This window comes from Halorubellus litoreus (assembly GCF_055378595.1).
Window position 1 is genome coordinate 260,769 of the sequence record NZ_AP043835.1, and the last position, 12,193, is coordinate 272,961.

A 12,193-nucleotide genomic window follows, 5' to 3' on the forward strand; every position below is an offset into this window, starting at 1 on the left:
CTAAAATTCTTCTACAGGTCAAGCGAACGGGCAGAATAGTTTTCTGTTCTGTTTGTGTATCAATAGTGTGCTTGGTAAGAAATTACGCGATGTGCCGACTGGCACCCCTGGTGTGTACTGTTTCTACGACCTCGATGACACACCGGCGTATGCTGGACAGAGTAGTGACATCCGGAGTCGCTTACGCCAGCACTTAGTCCGACAAGATTCGAGCGTTGTGAGCTATGGTCGGCTTGATGTGTGGGATATCAGCCGACTAGAGTGGTGGGAGACTTCAGATAAAGATGTCTCGGAAGAGGCCCTGTTACACGAACGTGCCCCATATCTGAACTTCGGAGATGGTTCAAAATCGGCCGTTCAAAATGCCCCTATCTCACTAGAACACCCAGATGGGGAGGTCAGGTTACTTTCTCAGGAGGAGCAGGAATTTCGGGAGGAACCGTATACACGTTCCAAACAGAAGCTTGAGCACATATCCCGTATGCTCGACAAGATTAAATTAGCCGGACATAGTGCATCGACAAAGCGAACCCTGTACGAACATCAACGGATTCTACAGACGAATATCGCTGAATTTCTCGATCTTGATGAATCAGAGCAAGTCAATTTTGAGTATTCCTTCGACGAATAGGATGGTGTACTACTGACTCAGTTAGCTCAGGTTGGGTATCGAATTGATCGCTGCTTAGGTCTGTGTGTGCAGCACGTCCGATAGAAACTACTCGAGATTTGTCAGTGCCGGCGTACGAGATATAGGGGGTATAGTCAGAAACGGTGATGGTGAATATCGAATGAAGATCTCACAGGCTTAGTGTTTCAGCATGGGAATACGCGAATTATCGAGGTCAGTCAGCGTTTCCGTCAGTCTGGAACGACGGTCACATCGTCGACGACGTCGACGTCGACGCCGCGAAGCTTCCGTGAGGCGAGGTCGGCGAGGTCGCGCCGCTGAGAGACTGTGAGATCCTCGCGCCAAGGACGGCACGGACGAACTCGACGGCGCCCGTCATGTCCTCACAGGCGTACGCGACGGCGTCGGAGCGGTTCCAGTCGTAGTAGTCGGCGGCGGCCTGGATGGCGTCGTATCGCCATTCGTTGCCGTCGTCGGTGCGGATGCGGACGCCGCCGGGGACGTCTCGGTGTGCCATGCTCGTGAACACGAGCTGCTATTCCTCGTTTTCTGCGGTCAGCCCATGCGGGTCAACGTATAAAGAGCGGCGTCGAAGTGGGTCGTCGACGAGCTCGAGTCGGGCACGATCTTGGCGCGACCCTCGCGCTCGTGAACACGGCGGTCGTCCTGGAGGTGCGACTCGTGTTCATATCCGGGCGAACCGGTTTGTCGACGTGCGACCGCAGGGGCCAGGGTGGAGAAGTGCTCACCTCGGGACACCGCTTCTTGAAAAAGAGAGAGGAATGACAGAACCGAGATATGGGCAAAACACTAATATGTCCTCCGAAGTACTGGGCTAGAAACCCGCAAGCAATTGTCACCATCAATATGAGTGATGCCTCTTGGAACGATTATACTGTAATTGACCAGGAAGACCTACTCGAATATGTATTTAAAGTAGATGAGTGGGAAAATAACAAGCTTCGCGTTAGTTCTTACTGTATCCGACCCGGGGTAGATACATTGAACATTCGTGGGTTCGTAGAATTTCTGAAAGACAATTATCCGAAATACGTCTTCTCGAAGAAAGAGCGCCAGGAGTACGAATGGCCGTTCCATGAAGCAATTAGACGCTCGGATTTCACCGACGATTCGAGATACGACGCAAAGTTAGGGGAATTGGTTCTATTCGTCTTAGTTGATGCAATCTTAGATCTTCCGATGGTTAGTCATAAGATCTCACTCACTCAAGAACCGGTTCAACCAGTAAAGGGATCCGATGGCTTATTTTTCGGAGAATTCCAAGGAGAGGAGTCAATTGCCTTTGGAGAATCGAAAATCTATACCAACCGCAACTCTGGACTAGGTGATGCTCTAGAAAGTACCAGCCGGTTTGAAGAAAGCTACGCGACTACCAAGACAAATCATGAGCTTCGTGTAGCCCGTAAAGGACTCAGTGAGGACTTGTCAGCGGAAGATGCCATACGGGTAGCAGACGCGATGTATGAAAACCCCGGCTCCTACCGTAGGGTATTCCCGATTTTTCTTGGCTATGAAGAAGAGTGGATGGAAGAGATTCAGTATTCAGCAACGTCGTCGGAAGAATTGGAACAAGAGATTAAACACCGAATCACCGAAGCAGGAATTGAGGACGATGTCCTTTCAAAAATTCGTTCGGATTATGAGGAGCTACAAAAGAGCTGGCTAGTCTTTTTTATGTTCCCATTAGAGGACGTTGATAAATTCAGACAGAATCTTCAAGAGGCAATCTTCCCCCATAGTACTAAAGACTGATGTCAGAACAACCTGAGATCTCTGAGATTGAGTTCTTTAATGACTGTCTTGACGCGCTCGCGGTGGATCTCGTCAAGGATGATCTCGATGTTGGCAGTCATCGGTATATGTGGGGTAATCCATCTTGGCAGTCAAATCCATCTGAAGAAGAAATTCGGAAAAGCGCATGGATAGCATCGGTATTAGCCTCAAGCCAGGATGATGAGGATATAAAAAAGGCATTGGCGTTCGGAATACTGTCTTATCTAAATCATAAGGACGGCGAGAAAGAGCAGTTATATGAAAAATACCTCTACGTAATCCTTTCTCGGGTCGGCAACCTTCCTGCGTTTGATAACGTCGACACGGAGGACGAAAAACAGGACTATGAGTCTGCGTTGATTAGCTCTTTAGATTCGGTTCTCGGCTTAGAGCTAGCTACAAACAAAAAAGATAGCGAAATTCGAGACGGCTGGATCCTTTCCCGATTTCAGAAGGAGATTTACGAGTATCTTCAAGATGGAAAGAACGTGGCTATCTCGGGGCCAACTTCGGCTGGTAAGTCCTTCATCCTTCGACGCTACATTGAGCACAAGGTTGAGTCGCAAGAGGAGTTCGAGGGAATCTACGTAGTCCCAACTAGAGCTTTGATATCGGAGGTGAGTCGCAAGCTCTCAAACTTGCACGAAGACATATCGGTCCGTACCGGGGCTCACTTTTCTCAAGATCCAGATGCAGAGGAGGATGAAGAATCACATACATTCTTGGTCGTCACTCCAGAACGATGCCGAAAATTAGTAGACCCAGAGGTTAGGAATAAAATCTCTCCAGATTTGGTGTTCCTTGACGAAGTACAGAACGTTGAGGACGAAGAGAGGGGTGTTTTATTTGAAGGAATAGTCAATTCCCTCGCCGAGTTTTATCCATCTGCGCAGATTGTTGCTGCAGGGCCATATCTCGAAAACCCAGGAGAGACACTCAAGTCTCTCACGAACAAGAGAGTCAAGGAGGTCAAGAGTGCCTTTACCCCCGTGCTACAGCTGAAGGTTAGTTTGAAATTTGTTAGCCAGCCTAGCTCGTCGAATCGGCAGATGAAAGTGAACATTCACAGCCCGTCAGGTGAGCAACGACAGCTGGAGGTGCCGGAACCAGAGAACCTCACCTTTTCCGATGTAAAATCGAGTAAAACCCAAGCTATACCAGAGATACTCGAAGAATTCGGAGCAGGAAGTAAGAATCTAGTCTACTCTGGACGAAAGGACTACGCCGAGCGGAGAGCGAAGGCAATAGCCGAAAATAAACAAAAGAGAAGCTTATCCCCTGACCTAGAAGGCCTGAAAGACTTTCTTGCACGCACCATCCATGAGGACTACTCGTTGATTTACTGCTTAGAAAGAGGGATAGCGTTCCATCATGGTATGGTACCGAAGATCGCTCGAGAAGAAATTGAAGAAATATACAGTAATACAGATGAGTTAGACACGATTGTTACCACACCCACCTTGATGCAGGGGGTGAACCTGCCGGCTGAGAAGATATTTTTAGTCGGTGCTAAGCGTGGAAAGGAAGACCTGACCGGCTTCGAATTTAACAACTTGATTGGACGAGTTGGTCGTGTCGACACTAAGCTGTATGGTGCCATATACTGCATCGAAGCGGAGGATGAATGGGCTGATGACAAGCTCGAAGAGGCTGGTGAGAAAGAAGTTGAATCGGCAACGAGTAAAGCGGTAAGTGACTCAGAGGAATTGATTGACGCACTGCGTCAGAAAGACCTGAGCTCTGTCGAAGAAGCTTCCGTAAAGTACACAACAATATTGCTCAGGGGCAGGTATCTAAAAGAGCCGGGGAGTGTAGATAAATATCTCGAAGAGAAAGGGATGGACAAAAACGACCGGTCTGAAGCCAAAGAAGCGTTATCGGAAAGTCTCGCAGAAATCGATATCCCAGAAGAATTGCTACGTAAGAATCCAACAGTCGATCCAATCAGTCAGAATGAGTTGTATGAGTCGGTGAGAGACGATCCAGAATCTTGGGTTGTTGGGGAAACACAATACCAAATGGACTGGGAGAGACTTCGTTACTTAGCAAGGAAATTAAACTCTATATTTAAGTTCACCAATGACAGTGAGGAAGGTGTTTCGCCAGAGCATGTTGAAACCGGTTATAAGGGACTGGTCCCTATCACTGTATATGCAAATCAGTGGTTACAAGGAAGCACATACCAAGCGATGATAAAGAGTCGTCAAGAAGCTGACGCTGTTCCAGATGAAGATATAAACAAGTCTATTCGAGAAGTAATGAAGATGGTCGATAAGGACATCTGCTTTGTTCTGGTGAAATACTTTGGTGTCCTCACGACCATACTGGAAGAAGTAGAATACGAGTTCCCCGACTGGATGGTACAATTGGATAAGATGCTTGAGATGGGGTCAAAGAACTTTGCAGAGTTACGACTGATGTCAGAAGGGGTTGATCGCTCTGTTGCAGTGGATTTAGTATTCCCCCAAGGAACAACTGATCCAATTCAATATCTCAGGGAGAACCGCAGAGGATTTGCGCCTTTCATCCGCCGACATCTAGAAAAGCAGAATATATTGTAGAAAAACTGTTACGACATAACCGTGGCGGAAATCACACCATATCGGACTGATTAGGAGTAGTGGGCGACGGCGTTCGCGAGCTTGTTCGCGGTATTCGACTCCGTCTTCTGGAAGTTGTAGGCGGTGTTCGCGGTGCGAATGGTCACGACTTTGTTTCGGTCCAGGGCGACCGCGAGTAGGACGACGGCGACGATTCCACACCCAGCTGTTAGAATCGCAGGGAGGTCGGTCTGGGATGTTACGATTCCGAGTATGATTCCGCTCATGGTTCCAATCCAGGATGCGAGGCTGACCATCACGAATCCCCAGTCGATGGGTTCGCGTCGTTTCTCGACGCCGATGATGTCGTCGATGGTGACGTCGGCGCGTGTATTGCCGGAGTGACCGTCGAAACACACCCGCTTGTTGTGACCTTCAGGTCGCCTCGGGAGCCGTCGAGTGTCGCGTTTGTCGACCACTGCGTGTCTTCGCCTTCGAGGAAACTCGCCATGCGACCGTCGATTCGTTGGACCCCGATATTGGTGGTGGCTTGACAATGAAAGCAGACATGGTGTTTCACTTTCACTGGCCCGCTAGTGACCGATTCGACCACGACGAGCGTCCTCCGTGAGATATTCGACTGATTCGGCTGCCTGCGGTCTACTTTCACTTTCACTTTCACTTTCACTCCGGGTAAGAAAACCGTTCTATAAGTACCCGTTGAATCCCTGTTCGCAGATGGGAATTGAGGTCAATATCGACGACGAGTTGGACCGGTGGCGGTGGTGTTGTCCGAACGGTCGTTGGTCATGTGAACCGACGAATAACCATTTCTGGTGTCACCTGTGTGCGCGTCGCGATGGGGTGGCTGGTGAGTTCCACGAGTTGCACGATCTCTCGAACGACGAGACGGTCGGTTGTGAGGAGCTCGTGTTGCTCACGGATGCGGGTCCGTACCGGAACGTCTACGGGAAGGAGGGTGCGCCGTGATTCGCGCCTCAGTCCTCGGAGCTGAGTTCAGTCGGGTCAACGCTTCCCTCCAGAACGTCTTCTCCAAGTTTGGTGATAGCGTAGTAGGGATGGGAACCCGATTCTTCGTCGACCTCCACGAGGCCGTGCTTGACAAGGGCCGACAATCGCTCGCTAGTGTATCCACGGCTCAGACCCGTGTTCCGGGCGATATTGCTCGGTGTGAGTTCGAGCTTTCTGGGTGAACCGAGAAGTTGCAGTATGGACTGGTCGGCCGCCTTCATCCAGTCCACTTTCCGGTACATCTGCTTCTACAACCGGGCAAGCGGGTCTTATCATGTTCGGGTGAAGACAGAAGGAGACGAAAACGTAATCCACAGCTTACGAATTCGTCAGCTACTACTAAGTACCCGGACCTCTCTTGTGGTAGCAACGGAAGCTCTTCGCGGACCCGTCGCTGATAGATGGGTCGCTGAGGAGATGCGGACCCGGTGTGATGGCACCGGCCCGCGCGGGCTTCCGTAACCACACTACGGAAACCATGTCGGAAGACGACCTCGCGGGGCATAATTCCCCCGCTACGACCCGAGACGCATCACTCACTGACGCCTGCTCGCTTTACGACGCGGGTCCGGAGGCGCTCTACCGGCGCGCCCCCGGCTTCTCCAGGTCCCAACGCTCGGTCGACCCCGACAAGGGCTGGTACCGCCGCGACTGCCAGCAGGGCTTCGACGACCTCGAAGGTCGGGAGCGCGGGCACCCGGGCGGCTTCAATCAGGGGAGCCTCGCCGCCAGACTCGACCAGACCATCACTATCGAACACCACACCACCACCCCACCAACCACTCACTCACACCCCGGCCCGCACACGCTCGGCGGTGATCGCTCATGACTCACAGCGACCTCGACGCCGAACTCCGAGCCCTCCGCGAGCGCGTCGCCGACACGGAAGCCCTCGAAGCCCGTATCACCGAACTCGAGACCGAAGTTCAAGCCCTCGAGACCGAAGTGCAGTCGCTCGAAGCCGAGGTCGACGCACTCGAACGCGACGTCGAAACCCTCGAAACCGAGGTCGACGCGCTCGAACGCGAGCTCGACGACGAGCGCGGCCGGCGCCAGCACGCCGAACGCGCACTCGCCGCCGTCGACCGCCATCTCACCGACGCCATCGACTTTCTCCGAACCGACGTCTGGGACTTAGAGGACGTCGTCTACGGCGACCTCGACGGTGCGGCCGCCGATGTGCACGTTCAGAACGACGGGGACGTCTTCACGCGACTCGAACAGCTCGAGACGCGCGTCGAGGAGGTCGCGCACGGCGAGGTCGACGCCGCCGAACTCGCCGCCCAACAGGGCGGGCCGTGCGTCGAGGACCTCACGCCGCTCCACCAGCTCTACACGACCGCCACCAATCTGGAACCGTTCGAGCACGACCTCTCCTCGAACCAGGAGATCGCCGCGCGGCTCTTCCCGCACCTCGCGCAGTACGCCACCCCACACGGCGACGAGTTGCACTTGTCGTCGAACAAGCTCCAGGACGTCATCGAGCGCGAGATCGCCACGCCCGAGCTCGCGAAACGCCTCGACGTCCGGCAGCCGAACCGGAACACGGTCCGGCGCGTGATGGAGTTCGTCGGTCGCTTCGGGAAGGACCTCCTGGAGTTCGCCCCCGCCAGCAGCACCGACCGGCGGAACGACCGGAACCTCATCGTCATCGACCGCGACGCCTGGTGCGAGTACACCGAGCAGTTCAGCGCGGACAGCGACGTCGACGCGATGACCACCACCGCGAATAGCGGGGCCGACGGCCAGCAGGGGCTCACGGACGGCGCGGGTGACGTTACGGTGTCGTAACCCACCCACGACGACGGCCGTAACACACCCACGTGGGCGATAGCCCCAACATATCACGAACCCGAGCGCTTCCACGCACGCCGCCGCTGCAAGCAACACTCGGTTAGCGTGGGGTCCGTGGACTCGTCCGGGACTCGTCCGGGTTGCGGCGATTCCCCGACGAGTGATTGTGCGTTACGACCTGGGTGACGACCGTGTTACGACGGCGTAACCGCCAAACCGGATGCGACCTCGCAGCCACCTCAGTTGCGTCGTGCTCGCGTTCGTCCCACCGGTCGACGGGCAAGCCGTCGGGGGTCCTGGACGACGACGGACCAGTGTTGATCTCTGGGCGGCGTTCCAGATGTGAGTCAGATGACGCCGCCGGCAGTCAGGAGTCCGAGGAGCAGGAAGAAGAGCAGTGACAACGTGACGAGGATGCCGCCGGCGGCGAGAGGTTTGTTCTCCATGGCCTTCTCGTGGTACGGCATCGCGGCGTACTCCTGGCGGAATGCGTCGCGGTTCGCGGTGTCGTAGAAGTACTTCGTCTTCAGTGCGAAGCGCTCGGTGACCGCGCACCCCGTGCAGACCGGTTCCCGTTCGAGTCGCTCGGTCTTGATGTGGGTCGCGCAGGCGATCGCGCCACAGTTGTCACAGTACGTGTAGTCCTCGCTGCCGGTCGTCTCGCAGTGCACGCAGTCGTGGATGCCGTCCGTGAGCGTGACGCGCGAAGGCCCTGCCGCGTAGTACTCGAGCGGATACGAGTACTCGCGGAGGTCGGTGGTGTGTCTGATCTCGGGGAGGTACACTGCGTCGATGGACTGCACGGAGATGTCCGACCGCTTCGGCTCGCAGGTCTTCGTGTACGTGACGTTGTTGCCGCCCGTGTACTTGACCGTCGTCGTCTTGCGCGCTCGCAGCGTTTCGACCGCCCACTCCTTGTACTCGGTCTGGGTCTGCCCGAAGCGGTGTTTCGTCACCGAATCGAACACCGAGTCGAACCGGTCGTCGTCGACGGGGACGGTCGCGTGCCTGTTCTCCTGGATCAACTCGGTGACGCCCGCCGGTGCGACGCTCGGGTTGCCGCGGTCCGCGTTCACGACGAACCGCGTCCGGTCGTCGATGCGGTGGACGACGCCGACGGACGTCTCGAAGACGGCGTTCGTCGTTGCAGTTATCGTGACGACCGGACGGAACGCGACCGCCGAGCGGGGTTCGGGGAGGTTGGTGGCGTCGATGTTCTCGATGTCGCGGAACGCTGCAGTGACGGGTGCCGTGGCGTCCGTGGCGTGGTCGTACGGCCGCAGTGCCTCGTCGCACAGTATCTCGATGCGGCCGTTGTAGAGGTCGAGGCCGATGTCGTCGGCGATCTCCCTGAGGTCCGTGCCGTCGAGCAACCGGATGGGGTACGGGTCGTCGTTCTCCTGGAGGCTTTCGGCGTACTCTCGAGCTGGGTTGGTGAATCGCCCGGTCGTGACGACGATGCCACGCTTCGGGCCCGCGAAGTCGAACGTCGCGATCGCCGAGTGAAGCTTCTGGATGACCGGCCGCCCGACGGTCGCGGTGTGCTTGCATTCGACGACGACCGCCCGACGCGTGCCGTCGACGACCTCCTCCATGACGACGTCGCGGCCTTCGTCGGCCGTCTTCGCGGCCTGCCGGACGTTCTCGTACCCGAGGTTCCGGAAGACGTCCTCCATGAGGTCCTCGAACTCGAACCCGGAGAGGTCGTCGAGAATCGCCATGTGGTATGTCCTCGAACGATATCTCCGAGCAAGCAAAGGTGTTCTGGGCGACTCGACCCCGACCATCGAACGAGGTGCCACCGGGGAATTATCGTCGGGTCTCGTTGCGGGCGTGGTCGCGTGGGTGGTCTTCGGATTCGCTTTCGAGGAGGCGTTCGACGCGTTGTTCGAACTCCGCTTCGGAGAGTTCGCCGGTGGCGTACCGCTCTCGGAGGATCTGCAGTCCCGCGTGAGCGTCCGACGTCTGTCTGGCGTCGGTGGCTCGCCGGTCCTCGGCGTGTCGGGCTCTGGCGATACCGATGGCTGCGGGGAGGACGACGCCGAACCCGATGGGGAACGCCACCCAGAACACGCTGACGTCGAGTGCGAGCAGCCCGAAGGCGACGGTGAGGGTGAGTGCAGTCACGCCCGCTGCGACCAGTGAACTGACTGCGTGCACGCCGACTCCCGTCGTCTCTGTACGCTGGCGGTTGCGCCTGTCGGTGAACATACCTGAACGTCGGCGCCTGCGGGCAGGAGGCTTTGTCCAACGTGTTGGTGAAAGGGGTGCCCGACTCCGCGACACCGCCCTCACGTGCGTCGACTCCCAGTAAGCGGCCTCGCTCGCGCTCACGTCGACCGGTCCCCAACCCGGCTTCCGTCTGGTCCGACCGCGGGGTCGTCGTCCTCCACCCCCAAGCGTCTCGCGGCCGTCTCGAGCGAGCCCGCCGCGGGCTGGAGCCTGCCCGCGCCACCGAGCCCGAACGCCGGCATGTTGTTGTAGACGGTTTCGTAGTCGTCCCGGTCGATGCGGTACGTCTCGTGGAAGATACCAACGTCGCCCGTCCGGCCACCTGATTCGGTGTAGGCTGCCCACGCCGGCAGGTGCTCCTGCTCGATATCTCGAGCATAGGCCCGAAGGTGCTCGAAGGACGCCCAGTACTGTCTCATCACGACCATCCGCGTGTTGACGGTGGTCTCGTAGCCGAGGAGTCCAGAATCGTCGTCGGCGTCGAGCTCGCGGAGCATCCGCGGCATCGCGATGGCGACGGGGAGCCAGCGGTGGAGCTTCCAGAAGCTGTTCACGCGCATCCCGATGCAGAACACGACGAACGGTTCGTCCAGCCCCGCAGTCATGCGTCGTTCGCACATGGAATCGGCGAGGGTCGACGTCGCCAAGCGCGTTCCACCAACATGTTCGGTCTCGGAGGCAGCTCGCTGGGGCTCCACGAGACGCTGCAGAGCGGGCCACGGGTGTTCCGGTTGCTCTAGTGGTTCGTTCACCTCGATCGGCGTCGGTCTGGGTCGTGGACGTGAGCGATGCGAATCCCCGACCTCGAGGGATACGCTAGCGGATTCCTCGCTTGCAAGCAGGGTGGAGGCTTCGTCGACGTCGTCCACGGCCAGGAGTAGTCGGACAGCCGATTCCGAACGTGGGCAAAAGGTTTAATCCCCAACCATATCGAGTGTGTTGCAATGCCACACAGCGAGAGCTACAGTACATACGGCTCCCACTCGCCGGTCAGCTTCCATCGAGGTGACCCACGATGACCGACCACCCAGCGTGGCTAATGTACGGACCCGACGCAGCTCAGACATCCGCAGTAGACGGTTCGGGACCATCTGAGACGGTCGTCGTCTCGTCGCTATTCGAATCCGAGCACCGACTCTCGGGTCCAGTCTCCGCTGACGGGACACTGTATTTCGGCGAACGTGGCTTGCCTAGGGACGATACGTACGTGTATGCCATCGCGACGAGCGACGGCAGTGAGCGATGGAACGCAGCCGTCGACTCGATCGACGCACATTCGCTCGCCATCGCCGATGACAAACTGATCGTCGTCGAGAGCCACGACCCCTTCGACACCGATAGCGAGAACGCTGGCGCCGTCACCGCACTCAACCGGCGGACCGGCGCCATCCAGTGGCAAACGGAAACCTCGGATTGCATCCTCGCCGCTCCAACGGTGGTCGACGATACCGTCTACGTGGGGTGTCACGACCAGACACTGTACGCTATCGACGTGTACTCCGGCGACATCAGATGGAGCTACGAGACGCTCGGCGACATCTTCTCGCCGCCGGCAGTCGCCGACGAGACAGTCTACGTCGGCGGAGGGAAGTACGTCTACGCCATCGATGCGGCAGATGGGACGCGCAAGTGGTGGTTCGAAACGAACGACCACGACCTGTTTGACGCACCGCCCGCCAGTGCAACGCGGAACGCGATCGCCGTCACCGATGGCACTGCATACGTTGGCTCCGGCGACGGGCTCTTGTACGCGCTCGATGCACAGACCGGGACTGTAGACTGGCACTTCCAGCCCGCGAAAGTCAACACCACCTCCGGCGTTCCAGCTATCACCTCTTCGCCGGCAGTCGCTGACGGAGCTGTGTACTTCGCAACCGCTGGTGACGAACTGTACTCCGTCAGCGCAGATAGTGGCTCCGAGCAGTGGTCGGTCGACGTTCCCCATTCGGGCGATGCTCGCCCGCTCGTCACTGACGAGATGCTCTACCTCGGAGCGGGTGTCCTTCGCGGATTCGACCGAGACACCGGTGCTGAACAGTGGCAGACGACGACCATTCGAGGCGCTCAAACCCCAATCCTCCTCGACGACACGTTGTACGTGCCAGGGAACGACAAGACCGTGTACACCGTGCGATAGACGACCAGTTCCCTCCGCGATCTCCTCCCGACT

General features: G+C 57.0%; 13 protein-coding genes. 7 read left to right on the forward strand and 6 right to left on the reverse strand.

Annotated features, from left to right (window positions below; genetic code table 11):
* Positions 1–67: 67 nt before the first annotated feature.
* A complete protein-coding gene (locus tag ACZ48X_RS03840; RefSeq protein WP_336351712.1) occupies positions 68–631 on the forward strand; it encodes a GIY-YIG nuclease family protein in 564 nt (187 codons plus the stop codon).
* Positions 632–878: 247 nt separating this feature from the next.
* On the opposite strand, the gene ACZ48X_RS03845 is transcribed toward ACZ48X_RS03840, so the two are convergent.
* Entirely contained in the window at positions 879–1,148 is a 270-nt protein-coding gene (locus tag ACZ48X_RS03845) for a DUF7692 domain-containing protein (protein ID WP_336351711.1), read from the reverse strand.
* A gap of 281 nt (positions 1,149–1,429) precedes the next feature.
* On the opposite strand from ACZ48X_RS03845, the gene ACZ48X_RS03850 reads away from it, so the two are divergent.
* Together ACZ48X_RS03850 and ACZ48X_RS03855 are read left to right on the forward strand one after the other, a co-directional pair.
* Positions 1,430–2,404 (forward strand): HamA C-terminal domain-containing protein, encoded by a 975-nt coding sequence (locus ACZ48X_RS03850; RefSeq protein ID WP_336351710.1) that lies wholly within the window; start codon positions 1,430–1,432, stop codon positions 2,402–2,404.
* Entirely contained in the window at positions 2,404–4,986 is a 2,583-nt protein-coding gene (locus tag ACZ48X_RS03855) for a DEAD/DEAH box helicase (RefSeq protein ID WP_336351709.1), read from the forward strand. Before ACZ48X_RS03850 ends, ACZ48X_RS03855 begins: the two co-directional genes overlap by 1 nt.
* A 50-nt stretch (positions 4,987–5,036) precedes the next feature.
* Here the strand turns inward: ACZ48X_RS03855 and ACZ48X_RS03860 are convergent, their stop codons facing one another.
* Entirely contained in the window at positions 5,037–5,444 is a 408-nt protein-coding gene (locus ACZ48X_RS03860) for a hypothetical protein (protein WP_336351708.1), read from the reverse strand.
* Positions 5,445–5,829: 385 nt separating this feature from the next.
* Between ACZ48X_RS03860 and ACZ48X_RS03865 the strand changes: the two genes are divergently transcribed.
* A complete protein-coding gene (locus ACZ48X_RS03865; protein WP_336351707.1) occupies positions 5,830–5,955 on the forward strand; it encodes a hypothetical protein in 126 nt (41 codons plus the stop codon).
* 8 nt (positions 5,956–5,963) lie between these two features.
* Here ACZ48X_RS03865 and ACZ48X_RS03870 read toward each other — a convergent pair whose 3' ends face one another.
* The gene (locus ACZ48X_RS03870) at positions 5,964–6,239 is read right to left on the reverse strand and encodes a winged helix-turn-helix domain-containing protein (RefSeq protein ID WP_336351706.1); all 276 of its coding nucleotides are present in this window, start codon (positions 6,237–6,239) and stop codon (positions 5,964–5,966) included.
* 236 nt (positions 6,240–6,475) lie between these two features.
* Here ACZ48X_RS03870 and ACZ48X_RS03875 point away from each other — a divergent pair, with 236 nt between their 5' ends.
* On the forward strand, positions 6,476–6,826 hold the full coding sequence (locus tag ACZ48X_RS03875; RefSeq protein ID WP_336351705.1) for a hypothetical protein: 351 nt from the start codon (positions 6,476–6,478) through the stop codon (positions 6,824–6,826).
* Complete coding sequence (locus ACZ48X_RS03880) at positions 6,823–7,788, forward strand: hypothetical protein (protein WP_336351704.1); 966 nt, start codon at positions 6,823–6,825, stop codon at positions 7,786–7,788. Before ACZ48X_RS03875 ends, ACZ48X_RS03880 begins: the two co-directional genes overlap by 4 nt.
* Positions 7,789–8,138: 350 nt before the next feature.
* On the opposite strand, the gene ACZ48X_RS03885 is transcribed toward ACZ48X_RS03880, so the two are convergent.
* The 3 genes from ACZ48X_RS03885 to ACZ48X_RS03895 all read right to left on the reverse strand — a co-directional run bounded on the left by ACZ48X_RS03885 (position 8,139) and on the right by ACZ48X_RS03895 (position 10,643).
* Positions 8,139–9,512, reverse strand: a complete 1,374-nt coding sequence (locus ACZ48X_RS03885; RefSeq protein ID WP_336351703.1) for a restriction endonuclease — start codon at positions 9,510–9,512, stop codon at positions 8,139–8,141.
* Positions 9,513–9,600: 88 nt separating this feature from the next.
* Positions 9,601–10,002 carry an SHOCT domain-containing protein gene (locus tag ACZ48X_RS03890; protein WP_336351702.1) on the reverse strand — a complete coding sequence of 134 codons (402 nt, stop codon included), beginning with the start codon at positions 10,000–10,002 and terminating at the stop codon, positions 9,601–9,603.
* A 119-nt stretch (positions 10,003–10,121) separates the two neighbouring features.
* Positions 10,122–10,643, reverse strand: a complete 522-nt coding sequence (locus ACZ48X_RS03895; RefSeq protein ID WP_336351701.1) for a DUF4188 domain-containing protein — start codon at positions 10,641–10,643, stop codon at positions 10,122–10,124.
* Between the two features lie 395 nt (positions 10,644–11,038).
* Between ACZ48X_RS03895 and ACZ48X_RS03900 the strand changes: the two genes are divergently transcribed.
* Positions 11,039–12,160, forward strand: a complete 1,122-nt coding sequence (locus tag ACZ48X_RS03900; RefSeq protein WP_336351700.1) for a PQQ-binding-like beta-propeller repeat protein — start codon at positions 11,039–11,041, stop codon at positions 12,158–12,160.
* Positions 12,161–12,193 lie beyond the last annotated feature (33 nt).